Below are 22717 nucleotides of genomic sequence, written 5' to 3'. Positions count from 1 at the left end.
AAGAATACAAGTATTTAAGTTCTAAGTACTTGTATAAAAATTATTTTTAATAATTATTTATTAAAAACAAAAAAATTAGATATAATTCAAAAATTATATAATTAGAAGGTAGAAATAAAATGATAGAAAAACAAAAATTACTTTTTGGTGAAGCTATAGAGTTTTATAAGAAAAAAGATCTTACAAATGCTCAATTAAAATATGAAGAGATTATAAAAATAAACCCAAAGAATTCAGAAGCCTATGGAAACCTTGGTGTGATATATAAATCAAAAGGTGACGTGAATACTGCTATTAAGTGTTATCTTCAGGCTATAAAATTAAATCCAAAAAATAAATCTGTTTACAATAATATTGGAAATGCCTTTAAAGAAATTAAAAATTATAAAATGGCTATACGTGCTTACAGTGATTCTATAAAATTAAATCCAAATGATTTTAATGCTTTTAATAATCTTGGAATTATTTATGAAACAATTGGAGATAATAATAAAGCAATTGCAGCTTATAAAGAAGCAGTTAAAATTAATCCAAAACATGCAAAATCTGTAAATAATATAGGTGTTGTTTTATATAAACAAAAAGAATATAAAAAAGCAGCAGAAATTTTTGAAATTGCACTTAAAACTGATCCAAATTATAATGAGGTTTATAGTAATAAAGGTGCTGCTTATAATAAAGCTAAAGATTATGATAAAGCAATTGAGTCTTTAGAAAAAGCTATTGAAAAAATGCCAAATCATAGTGGTGCTTATACAAATCTTGGAAATGTTTACAATAAAATATTTGATTATAAGAAAGCTTCAAAGTTACATGAAAAATCAATTGAACTAGACCCTAAGGGTGAAAATGCATATAGTAATGTTGGGACTTCATATAAATATTTAGGTTTTTCTAAAAAATCAATTGAAGCTTATAAAAAAGCAATTGAATTGAATCCAAAGTTTGTAAATGCACATTTTGATTTATCAACAATGTATCTTGCTAATCAAGATTTTAAAAATGGTTGGAAAGAATATGAGTGGAGATTTAGAAAAGAGGAAATGATTCCTCATATTATAAAAAATAAAGATGTTTTTTCAAAACCATTATTCACAGGGAAAGAAGATATTAAAGGTAAAACTTTACTTCTTCATTCAGAACAAGGATATGGAGATAGTATTCAATTTATTAGGTTCTTGCCACAATTAAAAGAAAAGTATGGATGTAAAATTGCTGTTAAATGTAGAGAAGGATTAAAAGAATTATTCTCTAGAATTGAAGAAATAGATACTATTGTTGATAGAAGTGAAAAAACACCAAATTTTGACTATCAACTTTCAATAATGAGTATGCCATATATTTTAGAAATGAAAAACATTAGTGACTTACCAATTAAGAACCCATACTTAATAGTAAAAGATGATGATTCTTTTGATATTAAAAAAACAAAAGGTAAAATTAATATTGGTATTTGCTGGAGTGCATCCTTAACTGGTGAAAGTTATGATGGAAAAGTATTTGATTTAAAATATTTAGAACCATTAATTAAAAATCCAAAAATAAATGTTTATTCATTACAAGTAGGTGATGGAAGTGAAGATATTAAAAAATATGGATATGAAAAAAATATTATTGATTTAACAGACAAATTAGTTAATTTTGATAAAACAGCTTCATTAATTAATAAATTAGATTTTGTTATTTCTTCTGATACTTCAGTTGCACATTTAGCGGGAGCTATAAATAAACAAGTATTTATTCCATTACAAAAAATACCTGATTGGAGATGGACAAACAAAGGTGAAACAACAAAGTGGTATCCAAGTGCAAAACTAATTAGACAGAAAACAAATAGATCTTGGGACAGTGTTTTTCAATCACTAATTGCAAAAATCTCAAAACAATATAAAATCAAAATAAGCTAAAGGTATTTTTTGGAAAATCAAGAAAATGTAGAAATCGAAAATAGTGGTCTAAGTAGAGAAGAGTTTCCTTTACTCTTCTCTTTAAAATATTTATTAGACTTTTATTTTGGAGATATTTCTATTGAAACAATTGTTAATTTTAGTGCAAAGTCTGATAAAGGTTTTACAGAAGAATTAGCAATTGATGTAGCAAAAGAAGTTGGCTTAACGGCTGTTTCTAGAAATATGAAAGCTATTGATATTCCAAATCATTTTTTACCTTGTATTATTTTTGATAGTAAAAACAAACCTTTTATTTTACAAAAGAAAGGAAAAGAGTGCTTTCTTTTTGATCCTGTAAGTAAAGAAGAAATAAAAAAAGACCTAAGTTATTTAAAAAAATTTAAAAAAGCAATATTAGTATTTAGAGATCCTCAAAAAGAAAAAGTTCTTGATGAAGTAAAGGGAAAAGAATGGTTCTGGAATCCTGTTAAGAAATTCTGGCGTTCATATATAGAAATAGGTTTTCTAACATTTTTTATAAATATTTTTGCACTAGCTGTACCATTATTTACCATGAGTGTTTATGATAGAGTAGTACCTAATAATGCAACTGAAACACTATTTGTTTTAGCTATTGGTGTAGTTATTATTTTACTTTTTGATGTATATTTTAAAAGTGTTAGAAATCATATTATTGAAAAAGTTGGAAAAGAATTAGGTGTTTATTTAGAAGAAGAATTATTAAAAAGAGTATTAAGTTTACAAGCTCAATACGATAATATGCTAGTAGGTACAAAAGCAAATTTATTTAGAGAATTAGCCCAAATAAAAGACTTCTTTGCAACAAAATCAGTTGTCCAAGTAATTGATTTACCTTTCTTCTTTTTAGCAATTACTGTAATTTTTATCATTTCTCCAATGGTTGCTTTAGTTCCTTTTATAACTGCAATATTAATTCTATTATTTAATATATTTATGCAAATACCAATTTCTAATTTAAGTAAAAAGAATATTGAAAATGTACAAGCAAAACATGCATACTTAGTTGAAACTATTCAAGGAAGTGAAATTATTAAACTTTCAAATGCACGTTCAACTAAACTTTTTAATTGGAGAAATATTATTGCAGTTACAGATTCAATAGCATTAAAAATTCAATCTTTAAATGTTTTTTCATTAAACCTATCACAAACTGTAATTCAGTTTGTAACAATGTTAGTTATAGTTGTAGGAGTATTTGAAATAGCAAATAAAAACCTTACAGTTGGGGGATTAATTGCTGTTACTATTCTTTCAAGTAGAGCAATGATACCAATAATTCAAACTTCAATGATGGCAATAAAATTTAAAGAAATAAAAGAATCTTTAAATAATATCAATGATTTTTGGCACCTACCTTTAGAAAATGATAAAAATATAGAAATAGGATTGGGTAAAATAAAAGGAAATATTGAATTTTCAAATGTAGATTTTTATTATAAAAATAGTAAATATCCTTCTTTAGAAAACTGTAATATTAAAATTCAAGAGGGTGAAAAAGTAGGTATTATAGGACAAACAGGAGCTGGAAAAAGTACATTCTTGCGTATTTTAACAGGTTTAGATAGCCCTACAAAAGGTTCTGTTTATATTGATGGGCATGAAATATCAACAGTTCATCCTATCGAAATACGTCAAAATATTGGTGTTATGCCTCAAGAACCATTTTTATTTTCTGGAACTTTAAAAGAAAATATTGAACTTTCAACTCCTGTTAGTAAAGAAAGATTAATGCAATTAATTAAAATAACAGGATTAGAAGATTTAGTTAAAAAATCAGGTCAAGGTGATGGATTACAAGTAGGGGAGAGAGGTTGTAATTTATCTGTTGGTCAAAGACATTTAGTTGCACTTGCAAGGGCTTTATTAAAAGACCCTTCGATTTTACTTTTAGATGAGCCAACAACAGGTTTAGATGTGGGGTTAGAGAAATCATTAATCTCTCATATGAAACAAATATTACAGAAAAAAACATTGATTGTAATTACTCATAGATTTGCAGCACTAGAACTAGTTGATAGAGTTATTGTGTTAAATCAAGGAAAAGTAGTAGCAGATGGACCAAGAGATACTGTATTAAAAGCTTTACAAGAAAAGAAGTAAGATGAAAAATAATAGATTATTTGAAGAAAAAGATTGGAATTATTATACTACTGTAATTCCAATAATGTTGTTTTTTATATGTTTCCTTTCATGGGCATATTTTAGTCAAGTTGACGAAGTTGTAAGAGGTTCTGGAAAAGTAGTACCTTCAGGTCAAACTAAAATTTTACAAAACCTTGAAGGCGGAATAGTTTCAAGTATTTTATTAAAAGAGGGTGATAGTGTAAAAAAAGGTGATATTATTTATACACTTTCAAACGAGTTTTTTAAAGCAGATTCTGTATCAAAAGAGCTAGACTTATTAACATTCCAAGCTGTATTAATTAGATTAGAATCTTTAATTGATAATAAGAAAAAAATCAAATTTTCAGATGAACTAAAATCAAAAATTCCTGATATTATAAGAAATGAAACAAATATTTTTTATGAAGAATTAGAAAATAACAAAAGAAAAATTGATATTGCAAGAGATCAAGCAAGACAAAAAGAGTATAAATTAAGAGAAACAAAAATCAAATATAATAACCTAACAATAGAATTAAATTTAGCTATTGAAAACATGAAAATTTTAGATGAATTATTAAGAAAAAAAGTTACATCTAAAAAAGAATATATTTCAGAATTATCAAAAAAACAAAATATTGTTACAAAAATAGAAGAAACTAGAAATAATATTCCAATTTTACAACAAGAAATTGAAGAAGCAAATAGAAAAATAAATAGTGTTAAGTCTGAAGTTAGAAGTAAACTATTAGGAAAGTATTCTGAAGTTAAAAATGAGATTAATAAATTAATTGAAAAGAACAAAGCAAATGATGATAGAGAACTTAGAAAATCAGTTATTTCACCTGTAAATGGAATAATAAATAAACTATATTTCTATACAGAAGGTGGTATTGTAAAGCCTGGAGATAAGATGGCAGAAATAACTCCTATTGAAGATACATTGACAATTGAAGCAAAAATAAAGAGTTCAGATAGAGCCTTTATATGGGAAGGTCAAGATGTATCAGTTGAAATAACAGCTTATGATTTTTCTAAATATGGATTACTAAATGGTAAATTGATTTTAATATCTTCTGATAGTTTTGAGGATAGAACAGGAAATATTTATTATATTGCAAAAATTAGAGCTGATGTAAATCAATTTGCACCTGATCTTCCAATTCTACCTGGAATGGTTGCAAATGTAAATATTTTAACTGGTAAAAAAACAGTACTAGAATATATTTTAAAACCACTAAAAAATATTAGAAAAAATGCATTAAGTGAACAATAAATAATAATATTAAGCCCTAATTAGCTCTAAAATAGGGAACTTTAATAATTAAGTAAGCAAAATATAAATATAATAGCGACTATTATACGAAAAGGATGTGGGTGTTTAGTTTTATTAAAGCGTTACAAAATTTACTTAGTGAATTAAAAAAGAAGAAAGGCCTTTGGTTTACTCTTTTAACTCTACTCGCAATAACTGGTATTTTTTTGTCAATGTATATCCTTACAAGTATGACAAAAAGCGTAGGGAATGAAGTATATTTAAATATGTCTAATGTTTACAAATCAAGTTTAGAACATAAACTAGAAGATAAACAAAAAGGTTTTAGTAAATTAGTTTTAGGACTAAAAATAAACGACACTTTTAAAAATAACCTAAATAACAAAGCTTTAATAGACCCTATAATTACAAATTACAATAATAGTTTAGTAGAAGCTGGATTTGGCTCTACTTCTTTAGTATTTTATTCTACTGTAAATCAAACTAATCAATTTAGAAATAGTATTAATACAACAATAAATAGAAAGACTGCATTATATGGTATTGAAGTACTTCCATCTGGACCAAATATAGTCTATTTAGAACCTATCTTAGATGGTGAAAACGTTTTAGGTGTTATTGAAGTTAAGGAAAGTATTCTTACACTTAAAAAAGATATAGAACGAAACAGACAAGGTATATTTCTATTTTTACTAGAAGAAAGAATGCTTGCAAATGTAAGTATTGATGCAAAAAATGGAAGTTACAGAACAATTGTTAATGATTTAAAAGTTGAAGAACGAAATTATGATGGACAATTCTTCTCAAACATATTAACAGAAGGTAAAGAAGCCTTTTCTAATTTTAAAATAGATGGATATAGTGTAAATGAAGAATATTTTAAAACATATAAAGAAGTAGCCGATATTAATGGAGTAATCATTGGTTATATCATTTTAGGTGAAAAAGTTGAAGGTAGTGGAGCTTTTGTAAATATTGTTGATAATATGACAAAAACTGTTACTACAGTAGCTCTTGGTTTAGTGATATCTATATTACTATTCATGTTTTAAGGATAGATGATGAGACGTATAAAAATATTAAAAATATTTTTTGTAGTAATGCTTTTTATCGTTTTTACTATTTATGCTAACTTTTCTTTAGTATATACATTCTTTATGTCAACATTAACATTTAATGTTGCTATTACAACAATGTTCTTAATTGGTTTATTAGTTGTTTATCAATCTGCAATTAGACTTACAATGCTTGCTGGTACCTTCGGTATCTTAGCTTATAAAACAGGTAAAAGTTTAGAGTTTTACTTAGAAGGTATTACTGGATTAATGCCTGCAACTATTGCGCATATGTTCCAAAGAAGAGCTAAGAAAGGTGTTTTATATTTTACTCAACAAGAAGCTCATGAAGTTATCGATTGGTTAGAAGGACAATTCTTCCAACAAAAAGGATATACAGCTTTCTTCGTTGGTACTTCATTAATGCTAGGACTTTTTGGTACATTTACAGGACTTCTTGTAGCCATTGATGAAATGGGAGGTATTATTTTATCTTTTGGTGGAGATAATATTGATATTGGAGAAATCATGACAGGTTTCTCTGGACCTCTTGGTGGTATGGCTATTGGGTTTGCCTCTTCTTTATTCGGTGTTGCTTCTGCAATTATTCTAAATGTAATGCAATATATTTTAACTAGAAATCAGTCTGCGTTTGTCGAAGATGTACAAGATTGGATGAAAGGTAAAATTGTTGAATCAAATAATACAAGTATTGATTCACTGTCTAGCACAGATGATATTGGAAATATTAATTTAGTTTCTAATTCAGATAATTCATCTCCTATGAGTGCTGGATTTATTGATATTTTTGTTGACACAATGGGAGATTTTACAGATAAAATGGAAAGATCAAATCAAGTGTCTCAAGAGATGTTTATGAAAATTGCTGATAAGCTAGATCATAATATCCATAAAACAGATAATGAATCTATATTATTGAAAAACATGATAGAAATTATGAAAGAATCTAATGTAAATCAATACTCAAATTCAAAACTTATTGAAGAGTCATTACAAGAGATATCAAGTGTAATTTTATCAGAACATAAGACAATCAAAAAAAGTTTACAGTTGCAAGAAGAAAATAATAAATTACTTGTGCAGCTAGTGGAATCTTTACAAAATAAAGACAATCAAGAGAATAAAAGATAGTATATGGCGTCTAGATGTGAAGATGAGTTCAACCCTTGGCCATCATTTGTTGATATTTTTTCTTCAGTAATTTTAGTATTACTATTATTCTTATTAGTAGTTTTAGTAAATCTAGGTTATTACGCACAATTTAAATATAAAGTTTCTTATACAGGCTCAATTTCCAATGATGATATTATTTTAAATAATAATAGGTCAAGTGAGGAAAATGAACTTAATACAAAAAAAGTTACAGACCCTAGTGCTGGATCAAATTCAAATTCAGATATTAATATTAAAATTATTAACGAACAAAAGCAAAGAATTTTAACTTTACAAAATCAAATTGAAGTAAATGAAAATCAAAATAGTGCAGAAAAAAGTAATAAAATTGAATCAGCAGGTATTGATATAGCAGATAAAAATGAAACAAATGATGAAAATCAAAAAATTATTGAAAATAAAGATTACTTAATCGTTACATATAAAAGTAATGAGATATTTGTAGATGATGGAATTACAAGAAAAATAAAACAGTTTTTAAGTTCTGCAAAAGAAAGAAGTGGAAAACATGAAATTCATATATATACAAAAGATATGAAAAAACAGTTAAGTGCAACTATTTCAAAACAGATATCACTTGCAAGAACTATAAGTACAAGAAACTTAATAAGAAAGTTTGGTTATGAAAAGAAAGACGTTAAAATTGATTTAACAAAAGAACCAAATATAAAAGAAAAAATTGATGATACTAATGGATATTTAGTAATCACAATTAAAAAGTAGAGATAAATGAAGAAACAATTGCTATCTTTAATAATCTTATCATTATGTGCAAATGCGGATAATGATAAATTAATTAATAAAGATGATAAAAATTTTATTATTGAAGAGAAAGAAGATAAATTAAATGAATTGTCTCTTTTTTTAGGTGAAAAAGAAATTCAAAAAAAGATGAACCCTTCATATCCTTCATTAAACTCTTATTCAAGAATATCTGATATTGATGTTGATAATTATAAAAGAGTTTCTCTTATGGATGTTGTTTTAGAAACAGTATCTACTAGTGATTTATTGAAAGCTTCTAGAGAAAAAGTTATTCAAAATGAAATTAAATTAAAAGATGCAATTGCAGGTTACTATCCTACTTTAAATTTCGAATATGAAATAGGAAAAACAAGAGCTACTAATACTGCTGATGATAGAACAAATGCATTTAGATATTATGATGATAGAAATTATAAATTTGTTTTAAATCAAAACTTATATGCAGGTGGAGCAACAACTAATGATGTTGAAAACCTAAAGAAAAAATTAGATTTAGCTAAAAATCAATATTACTTAGTTTTATCAGAAGAAGTAACTAAAGCTATCAAAGCATATTTTGATGTTGTTTTCTCATATAAAACTGTTTTAACTAGTGATTCTAATATGAAGAAATTAAATAAAATATTAGATATTGTTAGTATAAAATACGAAAATGGAGCAGCTTCTATTGGTGATTTAACAGCAATTAAAGCAAATGTTTCTAATGCTAAAACACAACAAATTAAAGTTAAATCTAAGTTTATTGAATCCTTACGATATTATGAATACATCGTTGGTGAAGTTTATTTAGAAACTTTACCTTATGAAAAAAACTTTAATATTAATGTTACTACTTTTGACTTATTATATGAAAGAGCATTAAAAAGAAATAAAGAATTAAGAAACTACTATAACTCAATTGAAGCAGAAAAGTTCAATTTAAAATCAAAAGAATCAAATTTTTTACCAAAAGTTGATTTAGAGTTTTCAGTTGATAATGTTATGGATCAAGATGGTTCAGAAACAAGAGAAGAGGCTGTCAATGGTTTAGTTAAGCTTTCATATAATTTATATAACGGTGGAAGAGATAAAAATAAAGTTTTAAACTCTTATAGTTCAATTAGAGAATTAAATTTTAAATTAGATGAAGAAAAAAGAAAATTAAAATGGAATGTATCTAAGTTATTTACTGCAATAAATTCTACTAATGAATCATTAAAAAGTAATATATCAGAAGTTATAGCTTTAAGAAAAATGGTTGAAGCTTATTGGGAAGAGTTCAAATTAGGTGACCAAGACTTACAAGTTTTACTTCAAGGACAAAAGTCATTAAATTCAGCAGAAGTAGAATTGATTTCTTATGAAAAAAACAATATTACAGATTTCTTTACTTTATTAAAATACACAGGAGATATTTTAGCATTCTTTGACATTGATCCTGAACATCCAAGATTTATTGATTTCTCAAAAAGCGGATATACACAAGATGTTTATATTGATGATAAGTTTTTAGATGAAAAAGAAAGAATTGAAAGACAAGAAGAATTAGAAGAACAAGAAAAAATTAAAGAAACACTAATCTCTAAAGCTTTAAAAGATGAAAATATAATAAGATTTATGAGTAAGTTTTTATCTGCTAATAATGAATACTATACAATAGATATTGGTTTATTTGATAATATACTAAAAGCAAATAATTTTATTAAAATAAATGACTTTGATAAAGAAGCCTTCTCTTATGATGTAGTAGATGATTTAAATATAAATACAAAAGTAACTTTTGGTATTTATAAAAATGAAGAAGAAGCTTTAAAACAATTAGAAAAAATGAAAAATAAAGATCTTGGAAAAGAATTAAGTCTTAAAAAAATAGGAGATGTAAAAAAACTTTACAATGATTATTTAAAAGGTTTAGAAGTTAAGATTAAACCTGTACCTCCTGAGATTAAAATAGTAGAAAAAACAAATACTATTGAGAAAATCAAACAAATTAAAAAAGAAGATAAACTTGTTTTAAATAAAGAGTTTGAAACTAAGTTTTTAAATGCTAATCCTGAATTCTATACAATTAATATAACTTCATTCAATGAAATGAAAGAATTAGAAGATATTTTGATTGAAAAAATAAATTTATATGATAATTCATTTGCTTATACTTATGTTGATTCTAAAAAACTATTTAGATGGGTATATGGTATTTATGAAAATTATGATGAAGCTCAATTAGCGATTAATGATTTAGGTGATATTAAAAATAATTTCTATCCAGTAATTCAAAAAATCTCTAAAGAACAAGCTTTATATAATGCAAATATTGATTTAAATACTGAAGTTAAAGAAAAAGAACCTGAATATGAATATATAAAAGTTTCTTCAAATACGGTGTATAAAGATCCAGTTTCATTAAAGAATGTAGATATTTCAAATGATAAAAACTTAAAAGGCTTAGTAGATAGCTTATTTTCAAAAGTAAGTAATTTATTTACTAGTAAAGAAAAAGAAGAAAAAAATACAGAAAAAGAGATTGAAAAATTAACATTAGAAGAAGAAACTAAAAATTTAATTCCTCAATTGGCAAAACAGCCTGAAATTGAAATAGTACCAGAAGTAGAAATAGAAACTAAAAACCTTTCTTCTATTGAAACATTAACAGAAATCGAAGAAATAAAAGAAGAAGCAAACCTATTTACAACAGTAAGTAATTTCTTTGCTAATAGTAATACTAAAATTGAAGAAACTACTCTAAGTGAAGAAAATACAGAAAATGATGAAGTTATAGAAATTCCAACTTTAATACAAGTGCCAAAAGTTGAACATGTTCCATTACAAGAAGCTCAAAATAATATAGATAACGAAATTCTTAATACTAAAAAGACTAAAGCATTTATATCAGAAAATAAAGACTTATATACAATTAATATAATTACTTTTTCAGACACAAAAGATGATGTTATAAATAGTTTTTTAAATCAATATGATTTAAAATATAATATCAAAGTTTTTACTTTCAATTCTCAATTAACTAAAACAAAAAACAAAAATATTGTTTATGGTTTATATGAAACAAAAGAAGAAGCAGAAAAAAATCTAAAAAAAATCAATCCTTTACTATTAAAAGATTTTAATTGCTCAGTTGAAAAAATCGGTATTAAATCTTTACAAGTAATTGATGACAAAATTATAGAGAATAAAATAGAGGAAAATATAGAAGATTCTAAAAATAAAGATGAGTTAAAAAAAATAAATCAATCTAAAGAATATTTAGAATTTATTGCTATTGATAAGTATAATGATCAAGATTTCAAATTTGAATTTTTAAATTCTCCAAAAGAATATTATTCAATACTATTAGCAAGTGTAAATAATGAAACTGAATTAAAATATTTTCTTAATATTTATGACTTAAAAGAAGATATATTTGTTGTAAGACTTTTAAACAATAAAAATAAAATAAAAATAATGTATAAAATCTTTGAAAATGAAGCAGAAGCTAATAATATACTTCTTGAATTACCTGAAGATATATTAAAAATAAATCTAGCTAGAACTGAAAAAATATATAGAAAACAAGATGCATACAAAGAAAACTATACATATTTTGATCTAGCACAAAGTAATGAGATTAAATAATGTTAAAAAAAAATAAAAAAGACATAATTAAAAATGTATTACTTTTAACATTCATCTTTTCTTTAATACTGTTTTTTACAATCTGGTCTTTTTTTATTGATTATAAAAATAAAAGTATTGAATATTCAAATGTAAATTATGAATTAAGTATTGAGAAGTTCAATAATCAAATTAAAGAGAAAGTACTTTTATTTGATAAAAATTCAATTCAATTTATTAATCAAAATATTAAAAAAGATAAGTATATAAAAGAAATAAAGATTACACAAAATAGATATCTTTTTAATAAAGATACCTTACTATTCCAAACAAAAAGTTTTAATGATAGTTCATGGAATCTTACAAATGTAACAGTAGATTATAAATATGGAGAAATTCAGAAATTAGCAGGTAACTCTTTTTATGAGTTTATCCCCTCAGCAACTTTTGATAAAAATGAAAAAGTTGTAATACGATATCAATTATTCAAAAATGAAGAGATTAAAAATTTTTTAATTTTTGTAGATATCAATCTTTTTGATATTTACAAAGATAGTACTGAAAAACAGAAAAAAGAAAGTTTTATTGATTCGTTTGCAAAAATTGATCCTCAAGATGCGATTAAAAAAGATTTAATTATTAAAAATATTGTTTTCGCAAATATTGAATATAAGAAAAACAATACTTTTATTGAACAAGACATAGTCTCTTTTCTAAAAAAACTACTTATATATTCTACAGTTATTTGTATATTGATGTTTTTATTAGTGTGGTTGTATCAAAAATATTTAAAAAGAAAATATTTATTAAAACCTCTTAGATATTTAGATGCAGTAGTACTTAATATGCTAAACTCAAAATTTACAAATATAAATACTAATAAATTCTCTAAAATTAAAGATTACAATAAAGTACTTACTAATCTTTCTAAACTATCTAGTAATATTGCTTCTTTAAAAAATGAATTAAATATTAATAAAGAGACTTTAGAAAGAAACCTATTAACTGATAACTTAACAGGCTTACCTGACAAAAAAATGTTTGATATTGATATGAAGAGTATGTTTGTTTACTCAGGTGAAGGATATTTATTTTCATTAAAGATTGCTAAATTAGATGAGATAGTTAAATTAAATGGGTCTTTAAATACTGATAACTTTATTTTATCTTTTACAAATATCATAAATAATATTATTTCTGATTATAAAGAAAAAAACATAAATTTTTATAGGTTCTATGGGTCTGAGTTTATTATAATTGCAAGAGAAATTAATTATGAACAAGCATTAGCATTTTCAAATAAAATTATAGATAGTCTATTAGTTCAAATTACAAAAAGTTATAAACTACCTGAAAATATTTTCCATATAGGTGGAACACCTTTTGATGCTTATGGTACAACAAACTCTATTATGAAATCTGTTGAAGAAGCTTATAATAGTGCTATGTTAAATAATATTAATTGTAGTGTAATCATAAAAGAATCTCAAATTCAAAAAAATGTTTTAGCTTTAGAAGATAAAGTTAAATCAATTATTTCTAATAGTAATTTTACAATTGATTTTATTTTTGATACATATTCATTAGAAAATAAATTACTTATGAAAGAATTAAAACCAATTCTTAAAGATAATGAAGGAAAAGTACTTCCAATAGGTTCTTTTATTGCTATAAGTGAGAAACTCAGATTAAATGAAGATTTTGATAAAGAAGTTATATTAAAAACAATTAATTTTATTGAAGCAAATAAAATTGATTATAAATTAGCTATTAATTTATCAATTAAAACTATTTCTAGTATTAGTTTTATAGAGTTTATTACTACTTTATCAAAACAAAAAGCTGATACTTTATCACATATTTTATTTAGTATTACATCATACTCTGCTTCTGCATATAAAGTAGAATTTAGTGAATTTGTTAAACTAATGAATGATTTAAATATCCAGATTTTAATCAAAAGGTTCAAAACAAAAGAGTTCCCATTAGAAGAATTGGCATCAATTAAGATTGATTATATAAAAATGGATAGAGACCTTACTCAAAATGTTCACAATGATTTAATTAAGAAACATAGAGTAAAAAATATAGTTATTTTTGGTGAATTAAATGATGTTAAAATTTTAGCAGAAAACGTAGAATCAGATAATGATTATAGATATTTAAGTAAATTAGATATATACGCAATAAATAGATAAGGTTGTATTAAATGAATAAATATATATTATTAATAGTCTTGCTAATTTCAACAGGTACTGCCTTTGCAAAAGGTTCTGTTATTACAAAAAAGACATATCCTAATATTTCAAAAGATGCAATTTTTCATGCTAGTAAAATACTTTTTTCTCTTTCAAATAAAGAAAATAAAAATAATGATTTTATTATAAATTCTTATAGAGACAATATAATAGTTGAAAAAGTTGTTTTTCAAAATAGTATTATAAGAGTAGATTTAATGTTAGATACTTGGATTTTAGAAGTACATGAATTTGAAAATGAATCAAGAGCTATTTTAAGTATTAAAAGAACTGATGCAGTTGACTTTGATGATAAAAAAGAAATCAATAATAATGTTTATAAGTTATTTTGGGATAGGTTAGATTACTTATTAGGAATAAATACTACATGGGAATCTTGTTCTAGCTATTTTTCTTCTGATTTTAATAGTTTAAATTGTTATAATTATTTATTAACTAATAAACCAGATGATAATAAAATTATAAAAAATATTTTAATTTCAGAAAAAAGAAATAATGCTAATACTATTGATAATATAAAAGCAGATATATTTCTTGATACAGATCTAAAAATAAATAAAAGCAATAATATTCTTGATGTTAATGAAGATATTTTAAATAGTAATATTTTAAATCCAATTATGGAAAATACTATTTTAGAAACTAAAGCAATAAAAATTGTTAAAAAGAAAGAAGAAAAAGAAACTGTTGAAAACAGTAATGTAAAAGAAGAAATTCAAAATAGTGATGAATCAATTGATGAATTTAAAGATAATATGAAAGATATTGTAAATATGAAAAGTTCTTTAAATGATAAAGAAATAGATAAAATTATCACTGAAAGTAATAATTTAAAAGAGAATAGTGAATTCTCTTTGGAAACTAATTAACAATTAACTAAGGAAATCTATTATGAAGTTTTTTATATTTATATCTATCTTTTTTATAAACTCATTTGCACTCACATTTGATGAAGCAACTCAAAATTTCAAAGATAAAAAATATATAATTGCATATGAGCAATTTAGTGAACTTGCTCTAAATGATGATGCTAATGCCCAATATAATGTAGCACTTATGAATTATAAAGGTATTGGAGTTAATAGTAATAAAGAATTAGCATTCTTCTGGTACGAAAAAGCTGCTTTAAATGGTAACTTAGTCGCACAAAATAATTTAGCTCATATGTATTATTTAGGTGATGTTGTTAAAAAAGATTTAAAAGAAGCTCAAAAATGGTATGAAAAAGCTGCACTTGCAGGTTACGGTTTAGCACAATTAAATCTTGCAATGTTATTTGATCTTAGTACAAATGAAGATAAAGTTAATCAAGCTTTTGAATGGTATGAAAAAGCAGCTAAACAAGGTGTTATTATTGCACAAAATAATCTTGGAAAAATGTATTATACAGGTAGAGGTGTTAAAACAGATAAAAAGAAGGCTTTTTATTGGTTTAAAGAAGCTTCAGATGCTTCAAATGCAATAGCACAAGCAAACCTTGCTATGATGTATTTAACAGCTGATGGGATCCCTGAAGATATTGATAAAGCAGTTGATTTATTAACTAAATCTTCAAAGCAAAATAATTTGCCAGCTATGATAAAACTAGCTAATATTTATGGTTCAGGTAAAGTTGTATCACAAGATTATAAAAAAGCTTTCTACTGGTATAGTAAAGCAAAACAAAGAAATAGTTTAACTGCGCTATTTCATGTAGGTTTATATTATTATCATGGTTATGGGGTACCTAGAAATGTTGATAAAGGTATAGATTTAATTAGAGAAGCCAAAGATAAAGGCTATAAAAGAGCAGAAAGTTTTTTCAAGATAAACAATATTAAATAGGAATAATTTGAAATATATAAAAGAATTATTCCAAAATACTTATGAAGAAAAAAAATCAAAATTTGTTGCATATCTTATGCCTTATGATAATTTTGATAAAACCATGCAAGAATTAAGACAAGAACATCCAAAAGCTCGTCATTTTGTATATGCTTATAGACACTTAAATGAGTTTGAGCAAATTGTAGAAAATTGTAGTGATGATGGAGAACCAAAAGGTACATCAGGAAAACCCTCTCTTACTGTATTAGCAGGAAATGATTTAATCAATACAGCTGTAATAATAGTTCGTTATTTTGGTGGAGTTAAACTAGGAACAGGTGGTTTAGTTCGCGCTTATTCTGCTAGTATTAATGATGTTATAAATATTAGTGAACTCTTTGAATATAAAAAACTTGAACAAGCAAGATTAAAATGTGAATACTCTGAACTATCAAAACTAGAATATCTCTTAAAACAAGAAAATATCACTATAGTAAAAAAAGACTTTTCAAATGAAATAATTGTAAATATAGAATTAAGCCAAGAAGAATTAGAGCAATTAAAAATACAACTTCCTCGAAATATAATACTTTTATAATACATTAAATTATTTAATTGTATACTTGATTCCCTTTTGAATGGAGTTAAAACAATGAACTTACTTAAAATCACTTTTCTAATATTTATATTTAGTACAATATCTCTTAGCAATGAAAAGATAGATATAAATTTTAAAGAATTAAAAATAATGGAATTAGTTAAAATTACCTCTAAACTAATTAATAAAAATATACTAGTAACACAAGATATAAAAGGAACCGTTGATTTTATTTCTACTAAAGCTTTAAGTAAAAAAGAGTTAGTAAAAATATTAAACTACTCTTTACAATCAAAAGGTTTTACTCTTGTTCATGATGAAAATATTTTAAGAGTTATAAAAATTTCTGAAGGTATAAAAAATAATGTACCTATAATAAATGGAAATAAAAAAACACTTTATTATCAAATGCTTACAGAAATATTCACAGTACATAATGCAAATGCTGATTATATAGCTTCTAAAATAAATCATTTACTTTCAAAAAATGCAAAACTTGTAACAAATAAAGAGTCAAATACTTTAATAATTACTGACTTTAAAGACAATATTAATACTATTAAAAAAGTTGTTAATATTATGACTTTAGGAGCAAAAAAAAGTGTTGAAATTATTGAGTTAAAAAATATAAATGTACTAGATGCTATTAAAAATTTAGATGCAGTAATCAAATCAGTTTTTAATGAAAACATAGAAACCCAAAAAGTATCAGTAGTTCCTAATATTAATAATAACTCTTTATCTATTGTAGGAAGTAAGAAAAATATCAAATATATAAAAAATTATATTAAAGATATTGATAAAAAAGATTTATATATAAAAAAAGTTGTAGAAGTAGTATCTTTAAAAAATGTTGAAGCAAAAAGTGTTATAAAAATAATTGATGCAATAATAGAAAAGAAAAAATATGAAGATATAAAATTAAAACCTATTTCATCTCTTGATGAAGAATCAAATTCAATTGTTTTAGTAGGTAGTATTGATGAAATTGATTCTTTAAATCTAATTATAAAACAACTTGATAAAGAAAAAGCTCAAGTTTATGTGCAAGCTAGAATTATAGAAGTTACTAATTCTCTTGTTGATGAAGTAGGAATAAAATATGGAATATCAGGTGGTAGTTCTAAAAGTAAAGGTTTAAGCACTTTTGCTTCAAATTTAAATGGTGGTAATGCACTTGCCTTTGCTCCATCAAGTATTGGCTTATCAATACCTACAATAAGTGCAGGATTAGCACTGGGTGCTTCTATTAGTTTGTTAGATCAAGACGGAGCTTTAGATATTGTCTCAGAGCCTTCAATTTTAGCTATAAACAATAAAGAAAGTTCTATTTATGTGGGTGAAACAATTTCAGTAAAAACTTCATCAAGTTTGAGCGATGGAGGTACAAAGAATGAAAACTTTAAAAGAGAAGATATTGGTTTAACATTAAAAGTAAAACCAAGAATTTCAAATGATAATAAAGTAACTTTAGAAATTAATACAATACTAGAAGATGTAAAAACAACTGTAACTAATAGTGGAAATGCAGACACTACAAAAAAAGAAGTTAAAACTACAGCTATTGTTAAAAATGGAGAATCAGTTATTTTAGGTGGATTAATTGAAGATAAAGTAGAGTCAATACGAAGTAAAGTACCAGGAGTTAGTGAAGTACCGGTTCTGGGAAAATTGTTTACTCATAAAAAGAGTGATATAAGAAAAAGAAGTTTAGTAATTATTGTAACTCCTTATATTATTCCAAAATCAAAAGATTTAACCTATGTTCGAAATGAATTAGCACAGTTAAAACAATTAGAAGATAAATATTTAGAAGAAACATTAATAAAACTAAAAGAAAAACAAATTGAGGAAGTAGTTAGTAAAAAAAAGAATAAAAACAAATTACTTGAATTAGAAAAGAAATATCAAAAAGTTAAAAATGAAGAAGTTCAATTAATAAGTCAAAATGAAGAAATAAATAGAAGAATTGAACATGAAAAAAGAGTTGCAGAAATTTTAGGAAATTAACTGCTTTCTATTTTATCCTCTTACAAGTTTCATTAAATCATCATTTAAATTTAATGACGCTATTGTATTTTTAGGATTCTTTGCATTTAAAATTTTATTACAATCTGAACATAAAATTATAATATTCTCAAAGTTATAACCACCACCTTTTGATATATCTTTTGCAAAAGTAGTAAATACATCTTCTAATTTTATTTTTGTTCCACATCTGTTACATTTGTTTTTATCTCTTTGCCATGCAAGCTCACGTCTTTCTTGCCAATCATTAGGAGTTTTTGGATTTGAAAATGATTTTTCTTCATATCCTTTCCAAAGTTTATCTCTTGATATACCATTTTGTGTATTTTTTTGATATTCAAAATAATAAAATTGATTAATAATATCTTCAACTATTAATGTTTCTCTTATTCTTATATCTTTTTCATCTTTTGTTTTTTGAATTATTGAATAATCAAAATTTATTTTTGGATGATTATCATTCATATGAATTTTCAAATCTTTTATAAATATTTCTAAACTTCCTGTTTTATAGACAAAAGGAAAAACCTTTTTTCTATAAATAAAAAGAGGAATTAAACAAGCAATAAGTAAACTTGAAGAAATTACAAAAGTTGAATCTAATATCACTAAGTATTCCTTATATTATTTCAGGATTAATTTGATGCTTTGTAAGTGTTTCATTTGCAATCTTATGTTCACCACTTGCTAATTTTTGTAACTCATTTACATGAATTACAGGTAAAATAACATCTCTACCTGAGAATTTCTCAAAAGCTTTTCTATTATAATCAAAGATATAAAAATCATCATCATTGTCAACTAATAAAAAGTCTGCATTATTATCAAAAGCATCTAAAAGAATTGTAGTTGCAACACAATATGTAATTTCTTGATTTTTGTTAAATGTATTTTTTGCTAAGTCTAAATTTAAAGTATCAAGACTTAAAAACTTTGCACTTAAATTATTTAATAAAGAATCTACTTTCTCACATTCTTTTGAAGGATAATAAGCAATATTAAAGTCTTTAAAATCATGTTTTATTTCATTTGAATCTTCAAAGTTTTTAAAGTCGATAATAAGAGTATTATTAATTCTAAAGTTTTTATCTTCATCATTATGTATTAAATCTAGTTTCTTTTGAATACTTACAATTTTATCTTCAATACTAGTGTCAAAATTAAATATTCTATTTTTTAAATTTGTATGATAAGAAGCTCCAACTTCTTGCTCTTTTAGTACTTTTAAAATAGCTACTTCATTTGTTTTATCAGCTTGGATTAAATCGTAAGCTAAAATTAAAACAGCATCACCAATATATTCACTTTTGTAATCTAAAGTATTTGAGGCATAATAGTATTGTTTTAATTTTGAATAAGCTTTTTTATCTTCTTGATTGATAAAGTCATCTAAGATTAAAAGTTTTTTATTAAAGTCGTCGTCATTGATAATTAAATCATTTCCTGCTCTTCTAACTGAAATAGGATCAATTGTTAAGTCTTTCCCAAACTTTTTAACTAATTCTTCAATTGTTGTAGAGGCTTTTAAATATAAGCCATTTACTACTAAATCAAAGTTTTCATCATTTTCATAACCAAATGTACTTTCATCATTTATTGTGTTTAAAATATCTAATAGTGTTTTTTCTGATTTAATTTTTAAAAAATGTTTAGTGTAGAATGGAAGATAATCAGAGTTCTTGTCAAATTTGAATAAAGAGATTTCTAGTTTCATATTATTAGTTTCACCTTTTGTGTAATTGAAATAATTCTATTTAATTTATACTTAAAAAAATGATAAGTCAAGAGATTTTGACTCATCATTATTAAAGGTGTTCTATTCTGTAAACCTTTTTACATTTGCACCAATTTTTGCAAACTTTCCTTCAAGGTCTTCATATCCTCTATCAAGGTGATAAATTCTGTGAATATTAGTTTCACCTTTTGCTACAAGTGCTGCTAAAACTAAAGCAGATGAGGCTCTTAAATCTGTAGCCATTACATCTGTACCATTTAATGTTCCACTTTTACCGTTAATTGTAGCTGTGTTTCCATTCAAGTGAATATCAGCACCCAGTCTTAAAAGCTCACTAACATGCATAAATCTATTTTCAAACAATCTCTCATCAATAGTAGAAGTACCATTTGCTTGAGTTGCTAGTGCCATAAATTGAGCCTGCATATCTGTAGGAAAACCTGGATATTCAGTTGTAATGATATTTACAGGTTTAATTTCATTTGTAGGAAGAATAGTTACACTTGTTTTATCTTGTAATACTTCAAAATTCATTTCTTCAAGCTTTGAAGTAATTGCATCTAAATGTAAAGGAATAACATTGTTTATTTTTACTTTTTCATTTCTAATTGCTGCTGCACACATATATGTTCCAGCTTCAATTCTATCAGGAATTACATCGAAATCTTTGATGTCTAACAGTTCTTTATTTGTTCCTGTGATTTTTAGTGTTGAAGTACCAATACCTTCTATTTTAACTCCAGCACTTGCAATTACTTCACAAAGTTGAACAATTTCAGGTTCTTTTGCAGCATTAATAATTGTAGTCTCACCATGGGCTAAAGCTGCTGCCATAACAGTATTTTCAGTTCCCCCAACTGTTACTTTATCAAATACAATTTTTGCACCTTTTAAGCCTTTTGGAGCTCGTGCTTCAATATATCCATGGTTAATAATAATTTCTGCACCCATTGCTTCTAAAGCTTTAAGATGTAAATCAACAGGTCTTTGACCTATTGCACAACCACCTGGAAGTGAAACTTCACAATGTCCAAATCTAGCAAGAATTGGCCCTAAAACTAAAATTGATGCTCTCATTGTTTTTACAATATCGTATGTTGCAGTTGTTTTATCTATACTTGCAGTTGATATTTTTGCACTATGACCATCTTTAGTATATGTACCACCTAGTTTATCAATAAGTTTTAAAAAAGTATTGATATCAACTACATTTGGTAAATTTCCCATTGTAATCTCATTTTTTGCCAAAATTGTACATGCAATTAAAGGTAATGCTGCATTTTTAGCTCCAGAAATACAAACTTCACCTGATAGTTTGTTTTCTCCAAGAATTTTTAAATATTCCATATTATTCCTACTATAAATATATTGTTATTGTATATAAAGTAGATATTTTATCTAAAGTATGCTTTAAATAATGAAACTAATAACCTTTCTTTAATATATTAAGGACTACAATTTCGCTTTAAAAATTAGGAATTATAATGGAAGATCAAGTACTAAAAGGTGCTAAATATATGTTATTTGCTTCATTGTTATTTGCTTTTATGGGAGCAGTTGCAAAAGAGTTAAGTAACTCAATGAGTTCAATTGAAGTAGTTTTTTTTAGAAACGTATTTGGAGTTGTTTTAATATTAATATCAATTTATAGAAAACCACTATCACAAGTTGGTGGAAAAATGTGGCTTTTAATTTTTAGAGGAATGGCTGGTTTTATTGCTTTATTATTCTTTTTCTATAATATTGCTCAAATACCACTTGCTGAAGCTATGACTTTTTCTAAAACATCTACAATATTTTCTGCAATATTTGCTTATTTATTTGTTCAAGAAAAACTTGGATTTAGAGGTTGGTTAGGTGTATTTGTTGGTTTTATTGGGATCTTATTTATGACAGGTTTTAATCCAGATAATTTAGAAAAAACAGACTATTTAGGAATTTTATGTGGAGTTGGTGCAGGTTTAGCATATACATCAATAAGAGAACTTCGTAAGTTTTATGATTCAAGAGCTATTGTTTTATCGTTTATGACAATAGGAACAATTGGACCTTTAATACTCTTACTTATTGGTTCTTTTTATACTAATCCTGATTTAGATTTCTTATTTGCTTCATTTGTAGTACCAAAAGCAAATGATTGGTATTTTATTGTTTTATTAGGAATTACTGCAACATTTGCACAAATTTATATGACTAAAGCATATTCTTGTGCAAAAGCTGGGATTATTGGAACGATATCTTATTCTAATATTGCATTTTCAATTATTTTAGGAATCTTTTTAGGAGATGCATTTCCTGATATTTGGATTTCTTTTGGTATACTTCTTATAGTTTTAAGTGGACTTTTAGTCTCTAGCAAAAAAAGCTAGAAAAGGAATAT

At 24.9% G+C, this 22717-nt stretch carries 16 protein-coding genes; 13 read left to right on the top strand and 3 right to left on the bottom strand.

The features are described 5' to 3' along the window. Window positions 1–119: 119 nt before the first annotated feature. From LPB137_RS10230 to LPB137_RS10175, 12 genes are all read left to right on the top strand, one after another. Window positions 120–1907 carry a tetratricopeptide repeat protein gene (locus tag LPB137_RS10230; protein WP_076087683.1) on the top strand — a complete coding sequence of 596 codons (1788 nt, stop codon included), beginning with the start codon at window positions 120–122 and terminating at the stop codon, window positions 1905–1907. A 9-nt stretch (window positions 1908–1916) separates the two neighbouring features. After that, window positions 1917–4031, top strand: a complete 2115-nt coding sequence (locus tag LPB137_RS10225; RefSeq protein ID WP_076087681.1) for a type I secretion system permease/ATPase — start codon at window positions 1917–1919, stop codon at window positions 4029–4031. Window position 4032: 1 nt separating this feature from the next. Beyond that, window positions 4033–5310: an HlyD family type I secretion periplasmic adaptor subunit gene (locus tag LPB137_RS10220; protein WP_076087677.1), complete on the top strand. Its 1278-nt coding sequence runs from the start codon at window positions 4033–4035 to the stop codon at window positions 5308–5310. A gap of 101 nt (window positions 5311–5411) precedes the next feature. Beyond that, window positions 5412–6362, top strand: a complete 951-nt coding sequence (locus tag LPB137_RS10215; protein WP_076087675.1) for a hypothetical protein — start codon at window positions 5412–5414, stop codon at window positions 6360–6362. 9 nt (window positions 6363–6371) lie between these two features. After that, entirely contained in the window at window positions 6372–7517 is a 1146-nt protein-coding gene (locus LPB137_RS10210; protein ID WP_076087673.1) for a CFAP97 domain-containing protein, read from the top strand. Window positions 7518–7520: 3 nt separating this feature from the next. Continuing rightward, window positions 7521–8282 carry a hypothetical protein gene (locus tag LPB137_RS10205; protein WP_076087671.1) on the top strand — a complete coding sequence of 254 codons (762 nt, stop codon included), beginning with the start codon at window positions 7521–7523 and terminating at the stop codon, window positions 8280–8282. Between the two features lie 6 nt (window positions 8283–8288). Next, window positions 8289–11933, top strand: a complete 3645-nt coding sequence (locus LPB137_RS10200; RefSeq protein ID WP_076087669.1) for a TolC family protein — start codon at window positions 8289–8291, stop codon at window positions 11931–11933. Further along, window positions 11933–14110, top strand: coding sequence for an EAL domain-containing protein (locus tag LPB137_RS10195; protein WP_076087667.1), 2178 nt, complete (start codon window positions 11933–11935; stop codon window positions 14108–14110). Before LPB137_RS10200 ends, LPB137_RS10195 begins: the two co-directional genes overlap by 1 nt. Window positions 14111–14121: 11 nt before the next feature. Then, the gene (locus LPB137_RS10190) at window positions 14122–15039 is read left to right on the top strand and encodes a hypothetical protein (RefSeq protein WP_076087665.1); all 918 of its coding nucleotides are present in this window, start codon (window positions 14122–14124) and stop codon (window positions 15037–15039) included. Between the two features lie 22 nt (window positions 15040–15061). Continuing rightward, entirely contained in the window at window positions 15062–15994 is a 933-nt protein-coding gene (locus tag LPB137_RS10185; protein WP_076087663.1) for a tetratricopeptide repeat protein, read from the top strand. A gap of 7 nt (window positions 15995–16001) precedes the next feature. After that, window positions 16002–16574 (top strand): YigZ family protein, encoded by a 573-nt coding sequence (locus tag LPB137_RS10180; protein ID WP_076087661.1) that lies wholly within the window; start codon window positions 16002–16004, stop codon window positions 16572–16574. A 54-nt stretch (window positions 16575–16628) separates the two neighbouring features. After that, window positions 16629–18584, top strand: coding sequence for a secretin N-terminal domain-containing protein (locus LPB137_RS10175; protein ID WP_172802480.1), 1956 nt, complete (start codon window positions 16629–16631; stop codon window positions 18582–18584). A gap of 12 nt (window positions 18585–18596) precedes the next feature. Here the strand turns inward: LPB137_RS10175 and LPB137_RS10170 are convergent, their stop codons facing one another. From LPB137_RS10170 to murA, 3 genes are all read right to left on the bottom strand, one after another. Next, the gene (locus LPB137_RS10170) at window positions 18597–19211 is read right to left on the bottom strand and encodes an HNH endonuclease (RefSeq protein ID WP_083657236.1); all 615 of its coding nucleotides are present in this window, start codon (window positions 19209–19211) and stop codon (window positions 18597–18599) included. A gap of 10 nt (window positions 19212–19221) precedes the next feature. Beyond that, window positions 19222–20316 (bottom strand): hypothetical protein, encoded by a 1095-nt coding sequence (locus tag LPB137_RS10165; protein WP_076087659.1) that lies wholly within the window; start codon window positions 20314–20316, stop codon window positions 19222–19224. 102 nt (window positions 20317–20418) lie between these two features. Next, window positions 20419–21684, bottom strand: a complete 1266-nt coding sequence (gene murA, locus LPB137_RS10160; RefSeq protein ID WP_076087657.1) for a UDP-N-acetylglucosamine 1-carboxyvinyltransferase — start codon at window positions 21682–21684, stop codon at window positions 20419–20421. A gap of 137 nt (window positions 21685–21821) precedes the next feature. Between murA and LPB137_RS10155 the strand changes: the two genes are divergently transcribed. Next, window positions 21822–22706 carry a DMT family transporter gene (locus tag LPB137_RS10155; RefSeq protein ID WP_076087655.1) on the top strand — a complete coding sequence of 295 codons (885 nt, stop codon included), beginning with the start codon at window positions 21822–21824 and terminating at the stop codon, window positions 22704–22706. Window positions 22707–22717 lie beyond the last annotated feature (11 nt).

This window comes from Poseidonibacter parvus, assembly GCF_001956695.1.
Lineage (GTDB): Bacteria > Campylobacterota > Campylobacteria > Campylobacterales > Arcobacteraceae > Poseidonibacter > Poseidonibacter parvus.
This window is presented reverse-complemented; position numbering and strand designations above follow the sequence as displayed.

Excerpts from the sequence above, each read along its gene's own strand:
- LPB137_RS10165 (WP_076087659.1), bottom strand. The coding sequence starts at position 20,316 with ATGAAACTAGAAATCTCTTTATTCAAATTTGACAAGAACTCTGATTAT.
- LPB137_RS10205 (WP_076087671.1), top strand. The coding sequence starts at position 7,521 with ATGGCGTCTAGATGTGAAGATGAGTTCAACCCTTGGCCATCATTTGTT.
- LPB137_RS10210 (WP_076087673.1), top strand. The coding sequence starts at position 6,372 with ATGAGACGTATAAAAATATTAAAAATATTTTTTGTAGTAATGCTTTTT.
- LPB137_RS10200 (WP_076087669.1), top strand. The coding sequence starts at position 8,289 with ATGAAGAAACAATTGCTATCTTTAATAATCTTATCATTATGTGCAAAT.
- LPB137_RS10175 (WP_172802480.1), top strand. The coding sequence starts at position 16,629 with ATGAACTTACTTAAAATCACTTTTCTAATATTTATATTTAGTACAATA.
- murA (WP_076087657.1), bottom strand. The coding sequence starts at position 21,684 with ATGGAATATTTAAAAATTCTTGGAGAAAACAAACTATCAGGTGAAGTT.
- LPB137_RS10155 (WP_076087655.1), top strand. The coding sequence starts at position 21,822 with ATGGAAGATCAAGTACTAAAAGGTGCTAAATATATGTTATTTGCTTCA.
- LPB137_RS10190 (WP_076087665.1), top strand. The coding sequence starts at position 14,122 with ATGAATAAATATATATTATTAATAGTCTTGCTAATTTCAACAGGTACT.
- LPB137_RS10185 (WP_076087663.1), top strand. The coding sequence starts at position 15,062 with ATGAAGTTTTTTATATTTATATCTATCTTTTTTATAAACTCATTTGCA.
- LPB137_RS10195 (WP_076087667.1), top strand. The coding sequence starts at position 11,933 with ATGTTAAAAAAAAATAAAAAAGACATAATTAAAAATGTATTACTTTTA.
- LPB137_RS10220 (WP_076087677.1), top strand. The coding sequence starts at position 4,033 with ATGAAAAATAATAGATTATTTGAAGAAAAAGATTGGAATTATTATACT.
- LPB137_RS10230 (WP_076087683.1), top strand. The coding sequence starts at position 120 with ATGATAGAAAAACAAAAATTACTTTTTGGTGAAGCTATAGAGTTTTAT.